Annotated in this window: 20 protein-coding genes; 9 read left to right on the top strand and 11 right to left on the bottom strand. The window is 67.0% G+C overall.

The window, feature by feature from the left end:
* Both H5J31_RS32035 and H5J31_RS32040 read right to left on the bottom strand, forming a co-directional pair.
* Positions 1–851, bottom strand: an 851-nt coding sequence (locus H5J31_RS32035) for a DEAD/DEAH box helicase (protein ID WP_328701669.1), incomplete at its 3' end; no start/stop codon positions are given.
* Positions 848–1,675: a glutamate ABC transporter substrate-binding protein gene (locus H5J31_RS32040; protein ID WP_181776409.1), complete on the bottom strand. Its 828-nt coding sequence runs from the start codon at positions 1,673–1,675 to the stop codon at positions 848–850. The genes H5J31_RS32040 and H5J31_RS32035, both read right to left, overlap by 4 nt.
* A 91-nt stretch (positions 1,676–1,766) precedes the next feature.
* Between H5J31_RS32040 and H5J31_RS32045 the strand changes: the two genes are divergently transcribed.
* Both H5J31_RS32045 and H5J31_RS32050 read left to right on the top strand, forming a co-directional pair.
* Positions 1,767–2,255, top strand: coding sequence for a MauE/DoxX family redox-associated membrane protein (locus H5J31_RS32045; RefSeq protein WP_181776431.1), 489 nt, complete (start codon positions 1,767–1,769; stop codon positions 2,253–2,255).
* A 2-nt stretch (positions 2,256–2,257) separates the two neighbouring features.
* Complete coding sequence (locus H5J31_RS32050; protein ID WP_181776410.1) at positions 2,258–3,052, top strand: DsbA family protein; 795 nt, start codon at positions 2,258–2,260, stop codon at positions 3,050–3,052.
* Positions 3,053–3,130: 78 nt separating this feature from the next.
* Here H5J31_RS32050 and H5J31_RS32055 read toward each other — a convergent pair whose 3' ends face one another.
* Positions 3,131–4,015: a LysR family transcriptional regulator gene (locus tag H5J31_RS32055; protein ID WP_181776411.1), complete on the bottom strand. Its 885-nt coding sequence runs from the start codon at positions 4,013–4,015 to the stop codon at positions 3,131–3,133.
* A gap of 131 nt (positions 4,016–4,146) precedes the next feature.
* On the opposite strand from H5J31_RS32055, the gene H5J31_RS32060 reads away from it, so the two are divergent.
* Both H5J31_RS32060 and H5J31_RS32065 read left to right on the top strand, forming a co-directional pair.
* Complete coding sequence (locus tag H5J31_RS32060) at positions 4,147–5,976, top strand: glycoside hydrolase family 3 protein (RefSeq protein WP_181776412.1); 1,830 nt, start codon at positions 4,147–4,149, stop codon at positions 5,974–5,976.
* Between the two features lie 5 nt (positions 5,977–5,981).
* Positions 5,982–6,797, top strand: coding sequence for a ThuA domain-containing protein (locus H5J31_RS32065; RefSeq protein ID WP_181776413.1), 816 nt, complete (start codon positions 5,982–5,984; stop codon positions 6,795–6,797).
* A gap of 194 nt (positions 6,798–6,991) precedes the next feature.
* Here the strand turns inward: H5J31_RS32065 and H5J31_RS32070 are convergent, their stop codons facing one another.
* Together H5J31_RS32070 and H5J31_RS32075 are read right to left on the bottom strand one after the other, a co-directional pair.
* Positions 6,992–7,699, bottom strand: coding sequence for an RraA family protein (locus H5J31_RS32070; RefSeq protein WP_181776414.1), 708 nt, complete (start codon positions 7,697–7,699; stop codon positions 6,992–6,994).
* A 9-nt stretch (positions 7,700–7,708) separates the two neighbouring features.
* On the bottom strand, positions 7,709–8,524 hold the full coding sequence (locus H5J31_RS32075; RefSeq protein ID WP_236005507.1) for a hypothetical protein: 816 nt from the start codon (positions 8,522–8,524) through the stop codon (positions 7,709–7,711).
* 193 nt (positions 8,525–8,717) lie between these two features.
* Between H5J31_RS32075 and H5J31_RS32080 the strand changes: the two genes are divergently transcribed.
* Genes H5J31_RS32080 through H5J31_RS32100 form a run of 5 tightly spaced genes read left to right on the top strand, consistent with a single transcriptional unit; the run spans position 8,718 to position 13,303 of the window.
* Positions 8,718–9,908, top strand: a complete 1,191-nt coding sequence (locus H5J31_RS32080; RefSeq protein WP_181776415.1) for a lipid-transfer protein — start codon at positions 8,718–8,720, stop codon at positions 9,906–9,908.
* Between the two features lie 23 nt (positions 9,909–9,931).
* Positions 9,932–10,363, top strand: coding sequence for a type II toxin-antitoxin system Rv0910 family toxin (locus H5J31_RS32085; RefSeq protein ID WP_181776416.1), 432 nt, complete (start codon positions 9,932–9,934; stop codon positions 10,361–10,363).
* Positions 10,360–11,205 (top strand): MaoC/PaaZ C-terminal domain-containing protein, encoded by an 846-nt coding sequence (locus tag H5J31_RS32090; protein WP_181776417.1) that lies wholly within the window; start codon positions 10,360–10,362, stop codon positions 11,203–11,205. The genes H5J31_RS32085 and H5J31_RS32090 overlap by 4 nt, the downstream gene beginning before the upstream one ends.
* 11 nt (positions 11,206–11,216) lie before the next feature.
* A complete protein-coding gene (locus tag H5J31_RS32095) occupies positions 11,217–12,086 on the top strand; it encodes an SDR family oxidoreductase (protein ID WP_181776418.1) in 870 nt (289 codons plus the stop codon).
* On the top strand, positions 12,083–13,303 hold the full coding sequence (locus tag H5J31_RS32100) for an acyl-CoA dehydrogenase family protein (RefSeq protein ID WP_181776419.1): 1,221 nt from the start codon (positions 12,083–12,085) through the stop codon (positions 13,301–13,303). Before H5J31_RS32095 ends, H5J31_RS32100 begins: the two co-directional genes overlap by 4 nt.
* A 131-nt stretch (positions 13,304–13,434) precedes the next feature.
* On the opposite strand, the gene H5J31_RS32105 is transcribed toward H5J31_RS32100, so the two are convergent.
* From H5J31_RS32105 to H5J31_RS32130, 6 genes are all read right to left on the bottom strand, one after another.
* Complete coding sequence (locus tag H5J31_RS32105) at positions 13,435–14,472, bottom strand: 3-deoxy-7-phosphoheptulonate synthase (RefSeq protein WP_181776420.1); 1,038 nt, start codon at positions 14,470–14,472, stop codon at positions 13,435–13,437.
* Positions 14,469–15,365 (bottom strand): DMT family transporter, encoded by an 897-nt coding sequence (locus H5J31_RS32110; protein WP_181776421.1) that lies wholly within the window; start codon positions 15,363–15,365, stop codon positions 14,469–14,471. Before H5J31_RS32110 ends, H5J31_RS32105 begins: the two co-directional genes overlap by 4 nt.
* On the bottom strand, positions 15,362–16,819 hold the full coding sequence (locus tag H5J31_RS32115; RefSeq protein ID WP_181776422.1) for a class I adenylate-forming enzyme family protein: 1,458 nt from the start codon (positions 16,817–16,819) through the stop codon (positions 15,362–15,364). Before H5J31_RS32115 ends, H5J31_RS32110 begins: the two co-directional genes overlap by 4 nt.
* Positions 16,816–17,862 (bottom strand): FkbO/Hyg5 family chorismatase, encoded by a 1,047-nt coding sequence (locus tag H5J31_RS32120; protein WP_236005508.1) that lies wholly within the window; start codon positions 17,860–17,862, stop codon positions 16,816–16,818. The genes H5J31_RS32115 and H5J31_RS32120 overlap by 4 nt, the downstream gene beginning before the upstream one ends.
* A gap of 420 nt (positions 17,863–18,282) precedes the next feature.
* Positions 18,283–22,077 carry a DNA topoisomerase (ATP-hydrolyzing) gene (locus H5J31_RS32125; protein ID WP_181776423.1) on the bottom strand — a complete coding sequence of 1,265 codons (3,795 nt, stop codon included), beginning with the start codon at positions 22,075–22,077 and terminating at the stop codon, positions 18,283–18,285.
* Between the two features lie 29 nt (positions 22,078–22,106).
* A complete protein-coding gene (locus H5J31_RS32130) occupies positions 22,107–24,158 on the bottom strand; it encodes a DNA gyrase/topoisomerase IV subunit B (protein ID WP_181776424.1) in 2,052 nt (683 codons plus the stop codon).
* Positions 24,159–24,291: the final 133 nt, after the last annotated feature.

Genomic DNA, 24,291 nt, shown 5'->3' on the forward strand with positions numbered 1-24,291 from the left:
CAGTCGACCACCGCGCGCACCCCCGGCACGGTCAGGCTGGACTCGGCGACCGATGTCGAGAGCACCACCCGCCGCCGGTCGCGAGGGCGTAGCGCGTCGTCCTGGCTCGCCGCCGAAAGCCGCCCGTGCAGTGGCAGCACGTCGGCGTCGAGGCCGTTCAGCAGGCCGCTCACCCGGGCGATCTCGCCCGCGCCGGGCAGGAACGCGAGCACATCACCGTCTCCTTCGGACAGTGCTTTGTGGATCGCCCTGGCCACGGTCGCCTCGATCCGCTCGCCGCGGGTGGGCGGGGAGTGGACGACGTCGACGGGGTACGTCCGGGCGTGCGCGGTGATCACCGGGGCGTCCCCGAGCAGGGCGGCCAGCCGTCCGGAGGCCACGGTGGCGGAGGTCGCGAGCAGGCGCAGATCGTCGCGTAGCCCGGCGCGGACGTCCAGCAGCAACGCGAGCAGCAGATCCGCGTCGAGATGCCGCTCGTGGCATTCGTCGAGCAGGACCGTCGACACCCCCGCGAGTTCGGGATCGCTCTGGACCCGCCGGACCAGCAGCCCGGAGGTGACCACTTCGATGCGCGTCGAAGACGAGACCTTACGGTCGCCGCGCACCGAATAGCCGACCGTCTCGCCGACGCGTTCGCCCAGCAAGGACGCCATCCGCGCGGCCGCGGCCCGGGCGGCCAGCCGCCTCGGTTCGGCGACGATCACCCGGCCTTCACCGGTGTTCAGGGCGAGCGGCACCAACGTGGTCTTGCCGGTCCCGGGCGGCGCGACGAGCACCGCCGTGCCATGGGCGTTCAGGGCGGCTTCGAGTTCGGGCAGGACGGCGCGAACCGGCAGGTCGGGAAGGGTCACTGCTCGGTGACCTGCGGCGGGGGCGGGATCCGGTAGCCGGACGGGCCGATGTTGCGGTTCAGCGATTCGAGCCACTCCCCGGACGTGATCATCTTCTGGATCGCCCTGGCCACCGCCGCCCGCCCCTCGCCGTCGCCTTTGCGCAGGCCGACGCCGTATTTCTCGGCGGAGAACGGCTTGCCGACGACGCGCAGCAGCTCCGGGTTCTGTGCGACGTACCCGGCCAGGATGACGTCGTCGGTGGTCACCGCGTCGACCTGGCCGGCGAGCAGCGCCGTGACGCAGTCCTGGTAGCGCGGGTATTCGACGAGCTGGACGGCCTGCGCGAACTTGTCGCGCACCTGTTCGGCCGAGGTGGTGCCGCCCACGGCGCACAGTTTGCGGCCGTTGAGGTTCTCGGGGCCGGTGATGTCGGTCGACCGGAGGCGGACCAGCAGGTCCTGGCCGGTGTCGAAGTACGGGCCGGCGAAGGCGACCAGCTGTTTGCGTTTGTCGGTGATCGAGTAGGTCGCCACGATCAGATCGGTGATCCCCGATGTTATGTCGGTCTCACGGGCCGACGGTCTGCTGTCGTGCCAGGTGATGTGATCCGCGTCCACCCCGAGCTCGGCGGCGACGTACTTCGCGACATCGACGTCGAAGCCGACGTAGCGGCCGTCGACCGTCCGCTGCGAGAGCCCCGGCTGGTCGAAGCGGATCCCGATGGTGAGTTTGTTCGACCCGACTGCCCGCGCGACGAGGGAGTCCGACGGAACGGCCTCCTGGCTGCAAGCCGCCGCTGTGACCAGCATCAAGCCCGCCAGGAGCAGCGCGCGTCCCCGCATCGGGTGCCTCCGTCCGCCGCCTCACGTTGTTCTCAGGGTTGACGGCTAGCCTAGGCCCGTGCGTAGACCGCCCCAAGTCTTGCTCGACGCCGTGGGCACACTCGCCCGGCTCGGACTGGCCGCCGTCTGGTTGATTTCCGGAGCGCTGAAGATCAGCGATCCGGGGCAGACCTATATCGCGGTGCAGGCATTCGACGTCCTGCCGGACGGGCTCACCCGCCCGGTCGCGATCGGGATGCCGCTCGTCGAACTGGCGCTCGGCCTGCTCCTGCTCGCCGGGTTCGTGACCCGCTGGGCGTCGGTGCTGTCGGTGCTGCTGCTCGCGGTGCTCATCGCCGCGATCGCCCAATCGTGGGCGCGCGGGCTGAGCATCGACTGCGGCTGCTTCGGTGGTGGCGGTCAGATCGCCGCGGATCAGACGCAGTATCCGCAGGAGATCGCCAGGGACCTCGGCTTCGCGCTGCTGGGTGCCTGGCTGATCGTGCGGCCGCGGACCCGGCTGTCCGTGGACGGCTGGCTCGGGAACTCTCGCGTCCCCGCCGACGACGACTATGTGGGTATCGCTGAAGGGAACGAATAATCGTGGGTGGAGCTGAGCGCAACGCTCGGAAACGCAAGCAGCAGCAGACGGCGTCGCGTTCGGTGGCGCAGGCCAGAGGCACCGCGGGCGGTGACAAGAAGAAGGTGATCGCGATCTCGGTCGCGGTGGCCGTGCTCGCCGTGCTGGTGATCGGTGGCGTGATCTGGACGACGTCCAGCAAGGACAGCACCGAGGGCAAGGTGATCCAGGCACAGACCGGCACCTCGGCCCCCGGCGTGGTCGAGAAGCGCGACGGGGCCGCCGTGACCGTCGGCAAGCCCGAGGCGAAGAAGACCATCGACATCTACGCCGACTTCCTCTGCCCGGTCTGCAAGCAGTTCGAGGAGTCGTTCAAGGCCGACATCCAGGAGCAGGTGAACAACGGGACCTTGCAGGTCCGTTATCACATGCTGCCGATGCTGAACCAGCGCTCGGACCCGCCCGGCTATTCGCTGGATTCGGCCAACGCCTCGCTCGCCGCGGCCGACGCCGGCAAGTTCCTCGCCTTCCACGACGCGCTGTTCAAGGACCAGCCGCAGGAAGGCGCGCGCGGCTTCGACAAGGGGCAGCTGATCAAGCTCGGCCAGGACGTCGGCATCACCGACCCGGCCTTCGCGATGGCGATCAACGGCGGCGCGTACGAGCAGCAGATCCAGGACGCGTACAAGAAGATCTCCACGGATCCGGCACTGCAGCAGGACTTCGGCAACGGACCGGGCTTCGGCACGCCGACCGTCACCGCGAACGGCCAGGTCGTCAAGCTCGAAGAAGGCTGGGTCCAGAAGGCCGTCGGCTAAGACCTCACGCGTTTAGTCCTCTGAATGCGGTAATTGCGTGTGCAAGGACCGCATTCAGAGGACTAATTGCGTGTGGGGTCAGGGGCGCGCGGAGGAGGCGACGTGCGCGAAGGCCTGTACGCGGGCGGTCTCGGCGGAGCGTGGCCAGACGAGGCCCCATTCGACGTCCGGTGAGCCCGCGAAGGGCACGAAGCGGATCCGGGGGTGGCTGAAGTACTTCTGGGCGTGCGCGGCGAGCGGGCAGATGCCGCCGCCGGTGGCGATCGCGGCGAGGAGTTCCTGGAAGGTCGCTAACGGCTTGCCTCGCGTCACGGGATGCCCGGCCGGCGTCAGCCAGTGGTGTGGTTCTTCGACCCAGTACGGCTCCGGCGGATGTGCCGCGCGGAGGACGGTGTCGCGTGCGAGGTCGTCCAAGGTCACGGACTTCCTTCGTGCGAAGGGATGTTTCGACGACACCGCGAGAACCATCGGTTCGGAGTACACGGGCGGTCCGGTGGTGAGGTCGGCTTCGTCAGCGGGAAGCAGGGTCACGAGCAAATCGATCTCACCCGATCGCAGCATCGCGAAAGGATCGGCGAAATCGGCCTCGCGGATGAGTAGCTCGGTATCCGGATAGCGCTGCCGGAAACGGTCGAGCAGATCTTCGGTCAGGTCTGCGACGCCGGGCGCTTCGAAGCCCACCCGCAGCACGCCGCCGATGCCGCGTCCGGCCGCGACCGCGCGTTCGATGCCTTCGTGCAGGGCCCGGTAGGCGGGACCGAGGTCGTCCCGCAGCCGTCTGCCGATCGGCGTCAGCTGGACCCGCCTGCTGGTGCGGGCGAAAAGCGGCGCGCCGATCCGGCGTTCCACCTGTTTGATCGTCTGGCTCACGCGTGCCTGCGAGACGTGCAGCCGTTCCGCGGTGCGGCCGAAGTGCAGTTCTTCGGCCAGCGCCAGGAAGATCTCGATATCCCGCAGTTCCATAATCCCCAGGTTATCGATTCGGGGCGGTGTCGGTCACCGGGAACCGTCTTTTTCGCAGGTCTAGACCATGGGAGCTTCTCTATGCATTAATTCAAGTCTTGAACTTACGCCTGGTGTCGAGGAGGACCCGGATGCGGAGATTCACCCTGGGGATTTTGACCGCAGCCTTGGTACTGGGGGCGCATACCCCGGCACTGGCCGGAAACGGCCCCGCTTACCGGGACGCGTGGCGGCCGGTCAAGGTCCGGGTGGCCGACCTGCTGTCGCGGATGACCCTCGACGAGAAGATCGGCCAGATGACGCAGGCCGAACGGCTCGGGATCAAGGCGCCCGGCGACGTCACGAAAGGGATGCTCGGTTCCCTGCTCTCCGGCGGAAGTTCGCAGCCGACGCCGAACAACGCGGTCACCTGGGCCGACATGTACGACAACTTCCAGTCCGAAGCACTCGCCACGCGCCTCGGCATCCCGCTGATCTACGGCGTCGACGCCGTCCACGGCCACAACGGGCTCTACGGCGCCACGGTCTTCCCGCACAACATCGGCCTCGGGGCGACGCGCGATCCCGCGCTGGTCGAGAAGATCGGCCGCGCGACCGCCGAAGAGGTCTCGGGCACCGGGATCGACTGGAACTTCGCGCCGTGCCTGTGCGTCGCGCGCAACGACCGGTGGGGCCGCACGTACGAATCCTTCGGCGAGGTACCGGAAATCGCCTCGGCGATGACGACGGCCATCGACGGTATGCAGGGCCGTTCGCTGTCCTCGCCGGGTTCGGTGCTCGCGACGGCGAAGCACTACATCGGCGACGGCGGTACCACCGGCGGCGACGACCAAGGCGAGACCGACATCAGCGAAGCCGAACTGCGCGCGGTGCATCTGCCGCCGTTCCGCGAGGCCGTCCGGCGCGACGTCGGTTCGGTGATGATCTCCTACAGCAGCTGGAACGGGCTCAAGATGCACGCCGGTTCCTACCTGATCAACGACGTCCTCAAAGGCGAACTCGAATTCGACGGCATCGTCATTTCGGATTACAACGGCATCGACCAGATCGACCGGCAGCCGGGCTTCACCCCGGCCGAGGTCACCGCGTCGATCAACGCCGGCATCGACATGGTCATGGTGCCCTTCGAGTACCAGAAGTTCATGGACACGCTGAAGGCCGAAGTCCTCGCCGGCCGGGTCGCGCAGGCACGGATCGACGACGCGAACCGGCGCATCCTCACGAAGAAGTTCGAACTGGGCCTGTTCGAGAAACCGCTGACCGACCGCCGGTTCCTCAAGACCATCGGCAGCGACGAGCACCGTGCCCTCGCGCGGCGGGCCGTCCGCGAGTCGCAGGTACTGCTGAAGAACGAGAACAAGGTGCTGCCGCTGGACAAGTCGCGCAACCGGATCTTCGTCGCGGGCAAGAGCGCCGACGACATCGGCAACCAGAGCGGCGGCTGGACCGTCGGCTGGCAGGGCAGGAGCGGACCGGTCACCGAGGGGACGACCATCCTGCAAGGGATCCGGCATTCCGCGAAGCCGTCGTCGACGGTCACTTTCGAGAAGGACGCGAACGGCATCGACAAGTCCTACGACGTCGCGGTCGCGGTGGTCGGCGAGACGCCGTACGCCGAAGGCCGCGGTGACAAGCCGGAGGGAATGGGTCTCGACGCCGAGGACCTGGCGACACTGAAGCGGCTACGGGACAGCGGCGTGCCGACCGTGGTGGTCCTCGTTTCGGGGCGGCCGCTGGACATCGCCCGGCAGTTGCCCGAATGGGACGGGCTGATCGCGTCGTGGCTGCCGGGTTCGGAAGGCCAGGGTGTCGCCGACGTCCTCTTCGGTGATTACAACCCCACCGGCAAGTTGCCGGTGACCTGGATGCGCAGTGCTGACCAGCAGCCGATCAACGTCGGCGATGGGAAGTCCGGGCTGTTCCCGTTCGGGTTCGGCCTCCGCTATCGGCATGGGTGGTGAGCAAGATGAAGAAATTCGCGGTCCGGCTCGCTCTGCTGTTCGTTTCGTGTCTCGCGCTGGCGTTGGCGCCGGTGCCGGCACAGGCGGCGCCCGCGTTCAAGGTGCTGGCCTTCTACAACGGCACCTACGACGCGGCTCACGTCAGCTTCGTCAAGGAAGCCAACCAGTGGTTCCCGAAAACCGCTTCGCAGAACAACTTCAGCTACACCGCGACCAACAACTGGAATCAGCTGAACACGCTGCAGCCGTCGCAGTACCAGGTCGTGCTGTTCCTGGACGACCTGCCGCAGACGTCGGCGCAGCGCTCGGGCTTCGAACGCTACATGCGGGCGGGTGGCGCGTTCCTCGGCTTCCACGTCGCGGCGTTCACCACCAACCCGTCGAGCTGGGACTGGTACCACAACAAGTTCCTCGGCACGGGCGCGTTCAAGTCCAACACGTGGGGGCCGACGACCGCGACGCTGAAGGTGGAGAACCGGCCGCATCCCTCGACCACGCGGCTGCCCGCGACTTTCACCTCGTCGGTGAGCGAGTGGTACGCGTGGAACAGCGACCTGCGGAAGAACCCGGACATCCGGATCCTCGCGTCGGTGGACCCGGTGAGCTTCCCGCTGGGGACCGATCCGAATCAGTCCTGGTACAGCGGGTACTACCCGATCCTCTGGACCAACGCCAAGTACAAGATGCTCTACGCCAACTTCGGCCACAACAAGATGAACTACGAGACGAACCAGCCGCTTTCGTCGACCTTCGCCAGTGAGGTGCAGAACCGCTTCGTCATCGACGGCCTGCTGTGGCTGGGCGGCGCGAAGACGGCGTAGTGAGGAGTGGCTTTCGCAGCGTGTACGCGCGCCTGACCTGTCGCAGGGCTTGTTCATGAAGGAATTGGGACGTCGAGCGTCCCAATTCCTTCATGAACGCGGGCATTTCCCCTGGTCAGGCCGTTTCGGGAGAGCAAAGGTCCCTTGCTCTCTTTTTGCAGGTCAGAGGTATCGAGGAGAGCAAAGGTCCCTTGCTACTCCTCGATGGCGCCGCCGACCGCACGCAGGTGCTCGCGGAAGGTGAGCGAAGGTGTCTTCGCGCGCTCGGCGAGGAAGTCGGCGAAGCGCACCTGTTCGCGAAGGGACTCTCCGGAGCGGATCCGGTCCGCCTGAAGCCGTTCGGTGTCGCGGATGGCCTCGGCACGGTCCAGGACCTCGTCGGCGCGATCGGCCGCGACGAACAGGACCCCGTCCTCGTCGCCGAACACGACGTCCGCCCGGGTCACCGTCCAATCCCCGACGACGGCCGATTCCAGCGCGCCGTCCGGGCGGGCGGCGACCGAGAGCGGGCCGGTCGGGATCGAGCCGAGGCTGAACACCGGTAGCCCGATCTTCTTGATGTCGGCGGTGTCGCGGTGCAGTCCCCAGATGACGACACCGCTCAGCCCGGCCGCCTCCGCTTCGAGGACCGCGAGGTCCCCGACGCAGCTTTCGTCGAGCCTGCCGCCGTTGTCGACGACGAGGACGTCACCGGGATTCGCGGTTTCGTACGCCTCCAGGAAGACGTCGACGCTGCCGACGTGCCGGGCGGGGGAGACCCGCCCGGCGACGCGGCTGCCGGGCACGACCGCGTGCGTGCCGGCCGGCGCGCACCGGACCGGGACGCCGGCGCGGACGCAGCCATCGGTCAGATGCGCGGTGGTCAGCAGGGAGAACCGTTGCCGAAGCTCCTCGAGATCCATGCCTCGACTTTAGCCACGGCGCCACACCACGGGCGTGTCGCCGGAGTTGCCCTGCAGCGCGCCCGCGATCTCGCCGTTGTCACCGACGACGATCCCGTAGGCCTCGGTGGGGGCGGGCAGTGTCGTGATCGAGCCACCCGGCGACCACACCGCGGCGATCCTCGGCGAGATCCAGCCCGTGACCAGACCGGATCCGTCGAGGGCCGTCGTCTGCATGGTCCCCGGTACCTCTTCCGAGGTGTCGGACGACGTCCAGAGCCGGTCGCCCAGCTGAGTCGAGGCCAGCACCTTCCCGTCCCGGATCGCGATACCCCGGGATTCGCGGAGACCTTCGGGAAGGACGAGCTGCCGCAGCACGCCGTCCTTCCAGAGCCAGGTGCCGCCGAACTGTTCGTTCAGCAGGATGGTGCCGTCGTGGTCGATGTCGACCGGGGTGAGCAACGGCGGGACGTCCAGCAGCACCGGATGCGTGCGGTCGCCGGACGGCCAGAAAGCGGCGGTGGAGCCGTGGCGGATGTCGTTGAACACCGTGCCGACGACGTCGCCGCGGTTGTTCATGCCGAGACCCTTGGTGTTGTAGTAGCCCGGAACCTTCCCCAGGAACTGGAAGCCGCCGTTCTCGAAGACGAAGGCGTGGCCGTTCGGGTAGGCACTGGCGTTGCCGAGAACCGACCCCGGCGCGTTTTCGTCCACCGCTTCGACCGCGGTGTAGCCCGCCGGGACGCCGTGGTCCTGGAAAGTCCCGCCCGTCCAGGTGATCAGCCTCCCGTCGTACTGTCCCGCGTAGCCACCGGCGCCGTCCGTGGCCGCCAGGACCATGCTCATGCGTTTCATCGAAACCCCCTGTGAGTCGTGTTCGCCCTGTTTAACGGGGGTGAGGGCGCGCTGTCTGCGTCACCCGACACCTACTTGTGCCGCGAATAACATCCGTGCAGACCTGTATGTAAGGGGTTGATAAATACAATCCTGTCTGTATCTTCAGTCTCAACAGCACCCGGCAACGACAAGGAGCGTCGCGGTGGCGAACAAGGTGTACGTCGTCGGCGTGGGCATGACGAAGTTCGAGAAGCCCGGACGCCGTGAGGACTGGGACTACCCCCAGATGGCCAAGGAGTCCGGGACCAAGGCGCTCGAAGACGCCGGGATCTCCTTCGACGAGGTGCGGCAGGCCTACGTCGGCTACGTCTACGGCGAGTCGACCTCGGGGCAGCGCGCGGTCTACGAACTGGGCATGACCGGCATCCCGGTGGTCAACGTCAACAACAACTGCTCGACCGGGTCGACCGCGTTGTACCTGGCCGCGGAAGCGATCCGGGGCGGCCGCGCGGACTGCGTGCTCGCGCTCGGCTTCGAGAAGATGCAGCCGGGTTCGCTCGGCTCGACCTACGACGACCGCGAGCAGCCGATGGGCAGGCATATCCAGGCGCTCGCCGAGATCTCCGAAGTGCTGTTCCCGCCGGCGCCGTGGATGTTCGGCGCGGCGGGCCGCGAGCATATGAAGGCCTACGGCACCACCGCCGAGCATTTCGCCAAGATCGGCGAAAAGAACCACCGGCATTCGGTGAACAACCCGTACGCGCAGTTCCAGGAGAGCTATTCCCTGCAGGACATCCTGGACTCACGGATGATCTACGACCCGCTGACGAAGCTCCAGTGCTCGCCGACCTCGGACGGTTCGGGCGCGGCGATCCTGGTCAGCGAGTCCTTCGTGGACTCGCACGGGCTGGCGGACCAGGCGGTGGAGATCGTCGGGCAGGCGATGACCACGGACTTCGCGAGCACCTTCGACGGGACCGCGAAGAACATCATCGGCTACGACATGAACGTCCAGGCCGCCCGCCAGGTCTACGACCAGGCCGGGCTCGGGCCGCAGGACTTCCAGGTCATCGAGCTGCACGATTGCTTCTCCGCCAACGAACTCCTGCTCTACGAAGCCCTCGGACTCTGCGCCGAGGGTGAAGCGGGAAAGCTCGTCGACTCCGGTGACACCACCTACGGCGGCAAATGGGTCGTCAACCCGTCCGGGGGGCTGATCTCCAAGGGACATCCGCTCGGCGCCACCGGCCTCGCGCAGTGTGCCGAACTGACCTGGCAGCTGCGCGGCACCGCGGACAAACGCCAGGTCGACGGCGTCGAAGCCGCGCTGCAGCACAACATCGGACTCGGTGGCGCCGCCGTCGTCACCGCCTACCAGCGCGCCGAGCGCTGATCTCTCACCGAAAGGAACCACCCATGGGCCAGATCAGTGCCTCCGTCGAACTCCCCGCCGCGCCCGAGAAGGTCTGGGCGGAGTTCTCCAACCCCAACAACTTCGAGAAATGGCTGACCATCCACACCAAGTGGAAGGGCGACGTCCCGGCCGAATTCGCCAAGGGGGCGCAGGCTTCCGAGGTCGTCACGATGCTCGGGATGCCGAATACGATCACCTGGACCGTCGACGAGTTCGAAGCGCCGTCGCGGCTGGTCATCTCCGGGACCGGGATGGCCGGGGTGAAGGTCAAGTTCGAGCTCGCCGTGGAGGCTTCCGGGGACGGGTCGCTCGCCAGCATCAACGCGGAGTTCGCCGGCCAGATGATCATCGGCGCGCTCGGCAAGGCCGTCGAGAAGGACGGCAAGAAGAACCTCGACGCGTCGCTGGAGAACTTCAAGGCGCTGGTCGCATGACCGAAGAGCGGTTCGATCCCGGCGGCCTCGACAAGTGGACCGAGGAGTCCCGGTTCGAGGTGACCCGCGAGCGGCTGATCCAGTACGCGAAGGCCACCAACGACCCGATCCCGGCTCATCTCGCCGGGGACGTCGCGAGTCCGGTGTTCGCGATCGTGCCGGTGTTCGAGTCGCTGATGGAACCCGCGCTCGAGGTCGTGCCGGTCGGGCTGTTCGGCCGGATCGTCCACGGCGAGCAGGAATTCCGGTTCCACCGGCCGATCCGGCCCGGCGACAAGCTCGTGTCGCGGGCGCGGATGACCGGCTACGAAGGCCTGTCGAACGGCACACGCGGCACCATCCACCTCGAATGCCGGACCGAGGACGGTGACCTGGTCAACGAGCAGTACGTGACGTTGTTCGTGCGCGGGTTCGACACCGGCGAGACGCGCGGCGAGCTGGGGCCGGAGCACAAGTTCGACGACACGCTGCGATCGCGGGCGCCGGTGGCGAAGGTCAGCCAGCACGTCGACGACGACCAGACGTATCGCTACGCGCCCGCCGCGGGCGACCCGATGCCGATCCACCTCGACGAAGAGGTCGCGAAGGATTCGGGCCTGCCGGGCATCATCGCGCACGGTCTGTGCACGATGGCGTTCACGTCGTGGGCGCTGCTGACCGAGGTCGCCGGGTCCGATGTGGACAGACTGAAGCGGTTCGCCGTCCGGTTCGCCAAACCGGTCCTGCCCGGACAGGACCTGACGACGCACATCTGGAGTGCGGGCGCCGGGAGCTACGCGTTCGAAACCACCGTCGGCGAGACGGTCGTGATCAAAGACGGTCTCGCGGAATTCGCGGAGTAGGAGCAGAAGCCATGGGAGCACTCGACGGGCGCGTCGCGGTCATCACCGGCGCCGGACGCGGGATCGGCCGCGAGCACGCGCTGCTGTTCGCGCGGGAAGGTGCGAGCGTCGTGGTCAACGACCTCGGCGGCGCGAACGACGGCAGCGGCAGCGACGTGGGCCCGGCACAGGAGGTCGCCGACGAGATCCGCGCGGCGGGCGGGAAGGCCGTGGCGAACACGGCCGACGTCGCCGACTGGGCGGGTGCCGCCGAACTGGTCGCGCAGGCGGTGGACGAATTCGGCAGGCTCGACGTCGTCGTGAACAACGCGGGCATCCTGCGCGACGCGTTCCTCGCCGGATTGGAGGAGTCCCAATGGGATTCCGTGATCGCGGTGCATCTCAAGGGACACGCCGCGGTGTTGCGGCACGCGGCCGCGTACTGGAAGACGGCGAGCAAGGCCGGTGAACAGGTCGCGGGTTCGGTGATCAACACCGCGTCGGCGTCCGGCGTCACGCTGCCGAACGCCGGGCAGGCCAACTACGGCGCGGCGAAAGCGGGGATCGCCGCGCTGACCCTGGTCGCCGCCGAAGAACTGGAACGCTACGGCGTCCGGGTCAACGCGATCGCGCCGATCGCGCGCACCCGGCTCACGCTGGCGACGCCCGGCATGGGCGCGATCTTCGCCCAAGAGGTCGAGGAAGGCGAGTTCGACGCGTTCTCCCCGGCCAACATCTCGCCGTTGGTGGCCTACCTCGCGACCGAGAAGTGCCCGATCACCGGCAAGGTCTTCGCGGTGCAGGGCGGGGCGATCTCCGAACTCGCGGGCTGGCACGACGTCAAGGTGATCGAGACCGACGGCGCCTGGGCGATCGACGACATCGCGGCCAGGCTGCCGTGATCGAGTGGTCCGAGACCGAACTGCTGATCCGGGACGCGATCCGCGAGTTCGTCGACAAGGAGATCCGGCCGCAGGTCGACGCGCTCGAAAGCGGGACATTGCCGCCGTACGACCTCATCCGGAAGATGTTCGCGTCCTTCGGCATCGACGCGCTCGCGCGCGAATCGGTGACGAAGCTCCTGTCGAAGGAACGGGGCTCCGGTGGTGGTGGCGGTGGCCTGGCGTTCGGCGGGCAGGAGGCGATGGCGCTGATCGCGGTGAGCGAGCTGGCCGGCGTCAGCCTCGGCATCGTCGCCTCGCTCGGCGTGAGCATCGGGCTCACCGCGCAGACGATCCTGACCAAGGGCACGCTTGCACAGAAGGAACGCTGGCTGCCCGAACTGGCGACGTTCGAGAAGGTCGGCGCTTGGGCGATCACCGAACCCGACTCCGGCTCGGACGCTTTCGGCGGCATGAAGACGTCGGTGCGGCGCGACGGCGACGAGTACGTCCTCAATGGACAGAAGACGTTCATCACCAACGGCCCGTACGCCGACACGATCGTCGTCTACGCGAAGCTCGACGAGGGCGACGGCGTGGACAAGCGTGATCGCAAGGTGCTGACGTTCGTGCTGGACAAGGGCATGCCCGGGCTCACTCAGGGCAAGCCGTTCAAGAAGATGGGCATGATGTCGTCGCCGACCGGGGAGCTGTTCTTCAGCGACGTCCGGCTCGGCCGGGACAGGCTGCTCGGCGAATCCGAGACCGGCCGTGACGGCGACAGCAAGGCCGAGGTCAAGTCCGGGTTCGCGGTCGAGCGGGTCGGCGTCGCGGCGCTGGCGCTCGGGATCATCAACGAATGTCACCGGCTCTGCGTGGACTACGCGAAGAACCGGAAGCTGTGGGGACAGGAGATCGGGCGATTCCAGCTGATCCAGCTCAAGCTGGCGAAGATGGAGGTCGCGCGGATCAACGTGCGGAACATGGTGTTCCAGCTGATCGAGACCCTGCGCGCGGGCAAGATGCCGACCCTGGCCGAGGCTTCGGCGATGAAGCTGTACTCGTCCGAGGCGGCCACCGAAGTCGCTATGGAGGCCGTGCAGCTGTTCGGTGGCAACGGGTACATGGCCGAGTACCGGGTGGAGCAGCTGGCGCGGGACGCGAAGTCGCTGATGATCTACGCGGGCAGCAACGAGATCCAGGTGACGCACATCGCGAAGGGCCTGCTGAGCCGCTGAGCGGTAGCAAGGGACCTTTGCTACCGCGCCGCCGAGCCCGCCGCGCCGCCGAGGTCGGTCCGTGAAGGCCTCCTTGAGGGACCCAGAGTCCCTCAAGGAGGCCTTCACGGACTTGACCTGACCTGGATCGGTCACCCGAGGACGACTGAACGGCCTACCCGTACGGCGTCGGCGAGCGACTCCAGCACCGACACGGTGCTGTTCAGGTCGAGGCAGGAGTCGGTGATGCTCACCCCGTAAGGCGCGGGGTGGTCCTCCCGCCCCGCTTCGAGAAACGATTCCAGCATGACCCCCGCTATTCCCCGCTCGCCACAGGCGATGCGGCTCGCGATGTCGGCGACGACGCCGGGCTGGCGGCGGTGGTCCTTGCGGGAGTTGCCGTGCGACGCGTCCACGACGACCCGGTCCAAGGAATTCGTGGCGCGTAACCCCTCGATGGCCGCGTCGACGTTCTCCGAGTCGTAGTTGGTTCCGGCCGCGGTGCCACGGAGGATCAGATGTGCCGAGGGGTTGCCGGGCGATTTCCGGACGACGAGAGCGCCGTGTTCGTTCACCGCCGGGTGCCGCTGCGCGGTGCGGGCGCAGTGAATCGCGGCGGTGGCGACCGTCAGGTCACCGTCGAGGCCGTTCTTGATGCCGATGGGCATCGGCAGAGCGGACGCGAGTTCCCGGTGCGACTGGCTGGAAACCGTCCGCGCGCCGATGGCACCGTAGCTGAGGAGATCGCTCAGATGGGGTGCGAGCATCGGTTCGACGAACTCCCCCGCCAGGGGAAGCCCGCTTTCCGCGGCCGCGATCAGGAACCCGCGGCCTGCCCGCAGGCCTCCGGCGATGTCTTCGGAGCCGTCGAGCCAGGGATCGTGGATCAACCCCTTCCAGCCGACCGCGGTTCGCGGCTTTTCCAGGTAGGCCCGGAGCACCACGAGCAAATGGTCCTTCATCGGCCGGGTCGACTCGGCCAGCCGTCCGGCGTACTCGAGGACCGCGGCCGGGTCGTGGACGGAGCACGGGCCGACAACGGCCAGCACACGCCCATCGCGACCGTTGAGCACGTCGGTGATCGCCGAGCGGTGGTCCTGGATCTCGGTGGCGAGCCGGACTGGAACGGGATGCTCGACGGCCAGTTCCGCCGGACTGGGCAGCAGTTCGTAATCGGGGATCGTGGTCATTGCGCTCTCCGTTTCTTGGTCCGGGAAACGCCGACGCCGGCAAGGCAAAGAGCCCCGCCAAGGACTGCGAGCAGAGTGGGAACCTCGTCGAGGAAAAGCCAGGACAACGCGATCACGATCACCGGAACCACATAGGTGGTCACGCCGAGCTTTCCGGCAGGCGTCCGGGACAACGCGTATGCCCAGGTGTAGAACGCGAGCGCGGTGGGCAGCAATCCCAGGTAGACCACCGACCAGGTCGCCGACGCCGGTGCGGTCGCCACGTCGTGGAACAGCTGACCGCTGAACGGAAGACAGGCGACGGCGCCGACAGCGCAGCCGAAGGTCGTGGCCTGCAACGCGGTGGCGTGGCTCAAAGCCGGTTTCTGGGAGACGACTCCCACCGCGTATCCCGCCGCCGCCAGCAGGCAGAGCGCGACCCCCAGCGCACTGGAGGAGCCGTGCTGCGAGGCGAGTCCTACGACCGCCGCGCCGGTGAAAGCGACGACGAGCCCGATCACGAGAGGGCGCGGCAGCCCTTCCTTCAGGACGATTCCGGCGAGGATCGCGGCGAAGACGGGGCCGATCCCGACCAGGAGGGACGCCGTCCCCGCGTCGGTGTAGCGCTCTCCCCAGTTCAGGGCGACCATGTACAGGCCGAACCAGAAGACCCCCGCACCGGCGATGCCGGGCCACGCCTTCCGCGGCGGGAGCGGCATGCCTTTGACCACCGCGATCGCCCCCAGCGCGAGTGCGCCGACCAGGAGCCTGCCCAGGGCGAGCGATCCGGGCTCGTAGTGCGCACCGGCGAAGCGGATCCCGACGAAGGCGGATGCCCACAGGACCAATGTGACGGTGATCGCGGCGACGGCCTTGATGTCGACCCCGGCTTCGGCCTCGGTCCGAGTGCTCATCGAACACCCGCCAGTGTCCTGAGCGCCCGGCGATCCAGCTTGCCGACCGGAGTGCGGGGGAGGGATTCGACGACGATGATGTCCTCCGGTATCTCATACCAGCTCAGGTTCTTCTGGGTCAGGGAGCCGATCTCGGCGATCACCTGGTCCGGTTCGGCACCCTCGTCCAGTTCGACATGGGCTCGGAGCGAAGTCGTGGAGGACTCGCGACGCACCGAACAAACAGCGGCCGCGCGGACGGCGGGGTGACTCACCAGGAGGTCCTCGATCTCGGCGGGGTGCACGTTCTGCCCGCCGACGATCTCGATGTCGTCCAGCCGTCCGTGCAAGCGGACGAAGCCGTCTTGATCGACAGTGGCCGCATCGCCGGTCACGTACCAGTCGTCCGGCAGTCGCAGCGGCGCGTCGGAGCCCCGGGGAACTCCGGGCGCGATCGTCGGGCCACGAACCTCCAGCTTCCCTTCCACGCCGGTCGCCACCTCCCGGCGCAGCTCGTCGACGATCCGCATGCGGTACGGCGGAAGGATGCGGCCGATGGTGCCCTCCTTGTGGGAGGACAGGGTGTTCGCGATCAAGGCATGCCCTATTTCCGTGGTGCCGAAGATATTGAGGAATCTCTTACCGAGTGTTGCGCGGAGCGTGGCTTCGACGCTGACGGGCAGCGGTTCGCCGGCGACCAGCGCCAGCCTCAGACCGTCGAGCCCCGCGGCGAAGGGGTGCTGGAGCAACCGAGCGTAGAAGCTGGGCTGTCCATAGAGGACCGAAACCTGGTGCCGCTTGATCAGGTCCAAGGCCGCGGACTCGGTGAGACGCTCCCGGCTCAGCACCGTCGAGCCTCCGCGAAGCAACGGCAAGAGGATGGAATTACCGAATCCATAAGAGAAGTAGATTCGCGACACGGAAAGGGTGACGTCGTCCGGGCCGAGGTCCACCACCCGGCCGATGGCCTGGTCGTAGATCTCCGGGTCACCGTGGGTGTGGAAGCAGAGCCGGGGGCTGCCCGTCGTGCCGGACGTGAAGAAGGCGAAGGCGGACGTATCCCCGCGAACCGTCGCGTACTCCGCCGTCGGCTCATGGTCGAGGAGCTGGGCCGGCGTGACCGGACCGACCTGGTCGATGCCGGGTGTTCCCGGTTCCGCGATCGTCAGGAAAGGGGCCGCGGTTTCGACCGCACGCCGGATGGCGCCCTCGTGCATGAAGGTGTTGATGGGGATCGCCACGGCCCCCAGCTGAAGCGTGCCGAGGACGGCTTGCACGAGCTCGACACCGTCGGGAAGCGCCAGCAGGACGCGGTCTCCGGCGGTCACCCCGCGTGCGGCGAGTCCGCCGGCACACCGTGCCGAACCGGCGAACAACTCCGCGTACGAAACCGTCACATCGCCGGAATGGTATGCCGCTCGATCGGACCAGTCCTTGTTCCTGGCCAGTGTGGCAAGATGCCGGGCCAGATTCATTGGACCATCGCCTCGATTTCGACCAGCAGATCGGGGCGGCAGATGTCGACGTTCAAATAGACGACCCGGGCGTCGGGAGCGAAGACCTCTTCGCATCGGGATCGGACGAACGGGATGTCTTCGGCCCGGCTGACGTATACCTTGATCAAGTCGAGGTCGCGGAGAGTGTAGCCGCCTTCTGCCCGGATCTTCCCCAGATTTTCCGTGCTGATCAGGGTCGCGATGTTCTCCAAGGTCACGTCGACCTGGCCCGCGATATCCCCCTTGTGGACGGTTTCGTCGCCGATTATGCTCGCGGTCCCGGAAATGTACAGCGTGCCTTCGGCAAAGGTGGCTCGGGCGAAGTTCGGCGCTTTGGGGCCGTAACTCTCCGGATAGTGGTAGGCCGGAGTCTGCCGGGGGTTCTCCAGATGGTGCACATCGGCATCGGCACGTCCGGCGATGAAGTACAGGTACACGCCGTCACCGCGGGTGCCGATCCCGGTGGCCGCCGGGATGTGGAGGATCCGGCCCGACCACAGGGCGAAGGCCTCGGCCCGTCCCGAGCAGAAGTCGCGGTAGATCTCCATACCGTCGGCGTTGTCGTCGATGATGCCGCCGACCAGGTTCCACATCCGGAGGATGTTCGGGTAGCCGAGACGCGTGGCGAGCTCGAAGGCGGAGTCGTAGGCGATCCTGGCCGCGTCCCGATAGACGTCACGTTCGGTGACCTGCACGGTGCAGAAGAGATGGCGGCCGTCCACGGCGTAGACCAGGCCGCCTTCCCTGCCTGCCACGACCGGGCCGGAAGCCGCGAAAACCTCCTGGAATTCGGGCTCGGTGTCCGTGGTCATCGGAACGCCCAGTGTCGGTACGCCCTTGTGCAATTCGGGAGCGAACCCACTCTTTTCGAATACCACGCGGGCGAGAATGTTCTCGGTCTCCGATTGTTCACCTGGTCGTTCGAATCTGATGTCCTGTCGTACTTTTTTCGATGAGCTGAGCAGGTCGACAAAAGCGGACATTCGAAATCCCCTCAGTAATAAGAGTTCTGGCTCTCTCATCGGCATCTTTGCGCGAAGATTCGGGCCGAGTGAGCCGATCGGAAATCTAGCCGGATCTTGACGGCAAGGTCAACCGTCGGCGCACTGAATGGGAATCGCTCGAATGGACTCTTGAAATGCCGGGTAGTTCGCGCACCGAAGGTCTTAACATGTTTCCGCGTGTTAAATATCTACGATTTCGGCAGCGGAACCGAAAGATGGGTACGGAAAACACTTCGTGGTTCTCGCGTCGGGGAAGTACGGGAAGGCACTCCTGCTTGCCCTTTGGGACAACAGGCGCCCTGATGCCCTACGACATTCGTAGGTGACCCGCCACACCGGCCCACTCGGTACCGGCGTCCTGATCGCCCCGAGTACAGGAAGGCCCCCTTCCTCGCGTCGGACGCGAGGAAGGGGGCCTTCCTGTACTCGTGAAGCGGGTCAGCCGCGTTCGATGAGGTGCCCGACGACCTCGGGGCCCGGGTGGGCGTGGCCGGAGCCGTCGCGGCGGACGTCGATCTCGGGCAGTTCCACCGGGTCGCCGGTGCGGGAGGCACCGGCCGGGCGCGGGCCGATCCAGCCGACGACCAGTCGCGTTTCGCCCTTGAGGAAGCGTTGCGCCCGGACCCCGCCGGTCGCGCGGCCCTTCGCCGGGTACTCGCTGAACGGCGTCACCTTCACGCTCGCTCCGGTCGCGGTGACGACCATCGGCTCGCCGTGCTCGGCGTCGTCGGTCCGGATCGCGCCGAAGAAGACCACTTCCGCCTCGCCGCGTACGACGACCCCGGCCATGCCGCCACCCTTGAGGCCCTGCGGCCGCACCAGCGAAGCCGCGTAGCGCAGCAGGGACGCTTCGGATGTCAGGAACGCCAGTGTCTCTTCGCCGTCGGTGAGCCACGTGGCGCCGACGACCTCGTCGCCGTCCTTCAGGCTGATCACGTCGAACTCGTCCGAGCGGACCGGCCACTCCGGCGCGCACACCTTCACGACGCCGAGTTTCGTGCCGAGCGCGAGACCCGGGGAGCCGGCGGCCTGCTCTCCGAGCGGGGCCAGCCCGATGACACGCTCGCCCTTCTCCAGCGGTACGAGTTCCTTCGCGGCCATCCCGCCACGCAGCGACACGGTGCCCGCCTGTTCGGGCAGTACCGGTAGCGGCAGCACGTCGGTCTTGAACGCGCGACCCCGGTTGGTCACCAGCAGCACCTGACCGCGAGCCGTCGAATGGACGACCGCCGACACGGAGTCGTGTTTGACCCGGCCGTTGCGACGCCGGACCTCGGACGCCTCTTCGGATTCCGCCGCCGTCCGCGCGACCAGTCCGGTCGCGGACAGGATCACCTGGCACGGGTCGTCGGCGACTTCCAGCGGACCGGACGGCTTCGACGCGGCGAGGACCTCCTTGAGGTCGCCGTCGATCAGCGCGGTGCGACGCTCGGTCGGGGAGTCCTTGGCGACCTTGGCCAGTTCGGCAGAGACGACCTTCTTCAGCACGGACTCGTCGTCGAGGATCTTCGACAGCTCGGCGATCTCCTCGCGCAGCTTGTCCTGCTCGGCCTCGAGTTCGATCCGGTCGTACTTGGTGAGCCGCCGAAGCGGCGTGTCCAGGATGTAGGTCGCCTGGATCTCCGAGAGCTTGAACCGCGTCATCAGGCCGTCCTTCGCGGCCGCGGCGTTCTCGCTCTCGCGGATCAGCTTGATCACCTTGTCGATGTTGAGCAGGGCGATCAGCAGACCGTCGACCAGGTGCAGACGCTCTTCGCGCTTGCGGCGGCGGTAGCGCGTGCGGCGGGTGACGACCTCGTAGCGGTGGCTGAGGAAGACCTCCAGCAGCGCCTTGAGCCCCAGCGTCCGCGGCTGCCCCTCCACCAGCACCAGGTTGTTGATGCCGAAGGACTGCTCCAGCGGCGTCAGGCGGTACAGGTCCGCCAGCAGCGCCTGCGGGTTCACGCCGACCTTGCATTCGATGACCAGCCGCGTGCCGTTCTCGCGGTCGGTGAGGTCCTTGACGTCGGCGATCCCGGTGAGCCGCTTGGACTTGTTGACCTCGTCGGTGATCTTCTCGATCACCTTTTCCGGCCCGACGCCGTAGGGCAGTTCGGTGACGGTGATCGCCTGGCGGCCGCGGCTGCCTTCCAGCGGGCCGGTCTCGGCGCTGGCGCGCATGCGGACCACAGCGCGGCCGGTCTCGTAGGCGCGGCGGACCTCGTCCAGCCCCAGCAGCGAACCACCGGTCGGCAGGTCGGGGCCCGGGACGAACTCCATCAGCTTGTCGAGGGTGGCGTTCGGATGGTTGATCAGCCACCGCGCCGCGCCGATGACCTCGCTCATGTTGTGCGGGATCATATTGGTCGCCATCCCGACCGCGATCCCGGAAGTGCCGTTGACCAGCAGATTCGGGAACGCGGCGGGCAGCACCGACGGCTCTTCGAGCGAACCGTCGTAGTTGGGCCGGAAGTCGACGGTGTCCTCGCCGAGTTCGCCGACCAGCAGCATCGCCTCGGGGGACATCTTCGCTTCGGTATAACGCGACGCGGCCGGCCCGTCGTCCGGTGAGCCGAAGTTCCCGTGCCCGTCGATCAAGGGCACGTTGAGGGAGAAGTCCTGTGCCATACGGACCATGGCGTCATAGATCGCCGTGTCGCCGTGCGGGTGGTACTTACCCATGCAGTTGTGGACGACGAAACCTTCGGTGACGAAGGCGTGTTCGTCGGTACCCACCTGGATGTCGTAGGTGGTATCCGGTTCGACCGGTTCGACGGACGTCACTTCGATGAACGAGTAGCCGGACAGCGCGCCGAGCCGGTCCGCCATCGGCGAACCGATCCGCTGCAGCTTCTCGATCCAGCCGTCCTGCTCGGCGCGAGAGAGCGGGAACGACCGATTCGCGAGGGCGAGCCCGTTCCGGTCTTTTCCGTAGCGCACCTTCGCGCCGCTCACAGTGGACAACGACGCACGGAACGCTTGCCCGGACGTGTCCTTGAACCAGCCTCCGCCGAGGTGTGCGCGGGAGAACTCGGCCATGACGGCTTGGTAGGGCAGACGGTCGTTGCCCTGCTTGCCGCGGTACCGGTACGAGATCTCGGCGACCCTGGACAGGGCGTTCTTCTTGTGGCCGATCTTGACCCACGGCAGCAGGATCCGGGCCAGCTCGTTCGCGTCCTGTCCGCTGAACGAAAGGCCAAGCAGGGTCTTTCGGCCTTCGGGTTTCGGTGAGGACCAATGATGACCGTGGATGCCGAGATCGGCGAGGATCGAGTAGCTTTGCCGGATCAGCTTTTCACTTGTACTGACGAAGACGACCTCCCTGCGATCCTTGCGCACGTACCCGTCGCCATCGAACAACCCGGCGAGGAACGGTGCCCAAGCCGACCGCTCGGCCAGTACTTCGAGGGGAACGCATTTCTGGTCGCTCAGCGGGGTCCCGGCAGCCAAGAGACCCTCGTGCCGGGCGAACGTGAGAATGTGCTGATCCCGATGTCCGGCCCGCTGAGCCGCGCGTGTCCCGCGGTGAACGGTCATACCGTTCGCGGTCGCCCAGTCGTGAACGGCGTCCAGCGGTTCGATGTCACACATGTGGAGCCGGACACGCCCGTCGGCGCTCCGAGCCCGGTCGACGGCGAAGCCCTCGGCTGCGATCAACCCGAGCAGGTACCCGTAAAGGTTCCCCCCGCGAGGCCGCCGTGCCGCACCGCGGCCGCTTCCGTAGCCCACGGTGCGGTTGCCCGCGAGGTCCCGGGCGTCGGTCCATTCCATCGCCGAGTCATCCGAGACCGTGCGGAAGCGTTGGCCCGGCGTGACCAGCATCGTGTGCCCGTTCGACCAGGTGACACGAACGAGTTCGGATGCCGGGTTCTCGTAGACCGCTGTCACCGGGACGGCTTCGCCCCGGCCGTCCAGCACATGCTCTCCGACCTCGATGCCTTCGATCGGGCGCAGGCCGTCCGGAGTCGAGACCAACGTGCCGCGAACGAAGCAGTCGCCGACTACGCGGGACGACTTCACGTACGCGTGCGTCGGCCGGTAACCGTTCTCGTGCATGGAGAACAGAATCCGGCGGTGGACCGGCTTCAACCCGTCCCGCGCGTCCGGGAGCGCCCGCGAGTGGATGACCGAGTAGGCGTACTCCAGGTACGAATCCTCGATCTCCGTCTTCAGCGAGTTGTCGAAGACGTTCGCGCCGGGCCGGTCGAACGCGGAGGGGTCGACCTTGGTGGTGGTGCCCTTACGGCGTGCCATTGCTCAAAGCTCCTTGAATAGCAACGAAATCAGGCGTCGATGGCTTCGCGGTCGACCCGGTCGGAGGATTCGACCAGCCAGTTGCGGCGCGGTTCGACCTTCTCGCCCATCAACAGTTCGAGCGCGTTCTCCGCGGCTTCGACGTCGTCGAGGGTGATGCGGCGGACCGAACGGGTGGCCGGGTTCATCGTGGTGTCCCACAGTTCGTCGGCGTCCATCTCGCCGAGGCCCTTGAACCGCGGCACCGGCGTGACGATCTGCTTGCCCGCCCGCTCCAGAGCCGCGAACTTGGTCTCCATCTCCTTCTGGGTGAAGGTGAAATGGGTTTCCGGGTTACGGCCCTTGGTGACCAGTTTGTGCAGCGGCGGCATCGCGGCGTACAGCCTGCCGTCCTCGATGACCGGCCGCATGTACTTGGCGAACAGGGTGATCAGCAGCGTCCGGATGTGCGAACCGTCGACGTCCGCGTCGGCCATCAGGATCACCCGGCCGTAGCGCATGGTCGACAGGTCGAACGTGCGTCCGCTGCCCGCGCCGAGCACCTGCACGATCGAGGCGATCTCGGCGTTCTTCAAGGTGTCGCCGAGCGACGCCTTCTGGACGTTCAGGATCTTGCCGCGCAAGGGAAGCAACGCCTGATACTCGGACACACGCGCCATCCGCGCCGACCCGAGCGCGCTGTCACCCTCGACGAGGAACAGCTCACTGCGGGAGACGCCGGTGGTGCGGCAGTCGACCAGTTTCGGTGGCATGGCCGCGCCTTCGAGAGCGGTCTTGCGCCGGGCGGCGTCCTTCTGCTGCTTCTGGGTGAGCCGGACGCGTGCCGCGTCGACCACCTTCTGCAGCACGATCTTCGCCTCGGACTTGGTCTTGCGCTCTTCGGTCCAGGCCCTGATGTGCTTGTCGACGATGCCCTGGATGACCCGGGTGATCCCGGCGGTGGACAGCTCGTCCTTGGTCTGCGAGGTGAACTGCGGTTCCGGCAGGCGCACGTGGACGACCGCCGTCATACCTTCGAGGACGTCCTCGACGGTCGGCATGTCCTCCTTGGGCTTCAGCAGTCCGCGGGTTTTGGAAATGGCGTCCTGCAAGGACTTCAGCACCGCGCGGTCGAAACCGCGGCGATGCGTGCCGCCGTGCACGTTGCGGATGGTGTTGGTGAAGCACTCCACCGTGCGCTCGTAGCCGGTGCCCCAGCGAAGCGCGACCTCGATCTCGGCGTGACGCTCCACATTGGACTGCATCACACCGCTCGCGTCGGCCGCGTTCTCCTTGTACGTGCCCTCGCCGTTGATGATCAGCGTGCCGCAGACCGGTTTCTCGTCGGACGGGGCGAGGAAGTCGACCATGTCGGCCAGGCCGTTGGGGAAGTGGAAGGTCTCTTCGCTGATCGAGTCGTCGACGGCGGTGCGCAGCACATACGTGACGCCGGGGACCAGGAACGCGGTGTTGCGCATCTTCGCGCGGACGCCTTCGACGTCGAGCGCGGAGCCGGTCTCGAAGTAGCGGGAGTCGTACCAGTACCGGATCGAGGTGCCGGAGCGCTCGCCGCGCTTCATCTTCCCGGTGACGTTCAGCCCGGACTTGCGGGTGAACTTGGCCTTCGGGCCGGGACCGTCGAACACGCCGGGGACGCCGTGCGCGAACGACATCTGGTGGATCTTGCCCTCTTGCTTCACGGTGACGTCGAAGCGGTGCGAGAGCGCGTTCACCGCCGAAGCGCCGACGCCGTGCAGGCCACCGGAGGTCTTGTAGCCGGATCCGCCGAACTTGCCGCCGGCGTGCAGCCTGGTCAGCACGAGTTCGACACCGGACAAACCGGATTTGGCGTGCGTGCCGGTGGGGATACCACGGCCGTCGTCGTCGACCTGGACGCTCCCGTCGGCGTGCAGGGTGACCACGATCCTGGCGGCGTGCCCCGCCACACCTTCATCGGTCGAGTTGTCCACGACCTCGGAGAACAGGTGGTTGATACCGCGGCTGTCGGTGGAGCCGATGTACATCCCGGGGCGCTTGCGGACCGCTTCCAGACCCTCGAGGTGCGTCAGGTCGTCGGCCCCGTACAGGGTCTCAGCAGTCACTGGGTCTTTCTCCTGGAGTCGTGGCTCGCGAACTTGCTCGTGGAGGTGGCGTTCAACGCGACACCGTACTGGAGGATATCCGTCCCCTCCGACAAGTCGTCTTCTCCGACGCCCTCGGTGTGGCGAACCACCT

It is taken from the genome of Amycolatopsis pittospori (assembly GCF_013870525.1).
Lineage (GTDB): Bacteria > Actinomycetota > Actinomycetes > Mycobacteriales > Pseudonocardiaceae > Amycolatopsis > Amycolatopsis pittospori.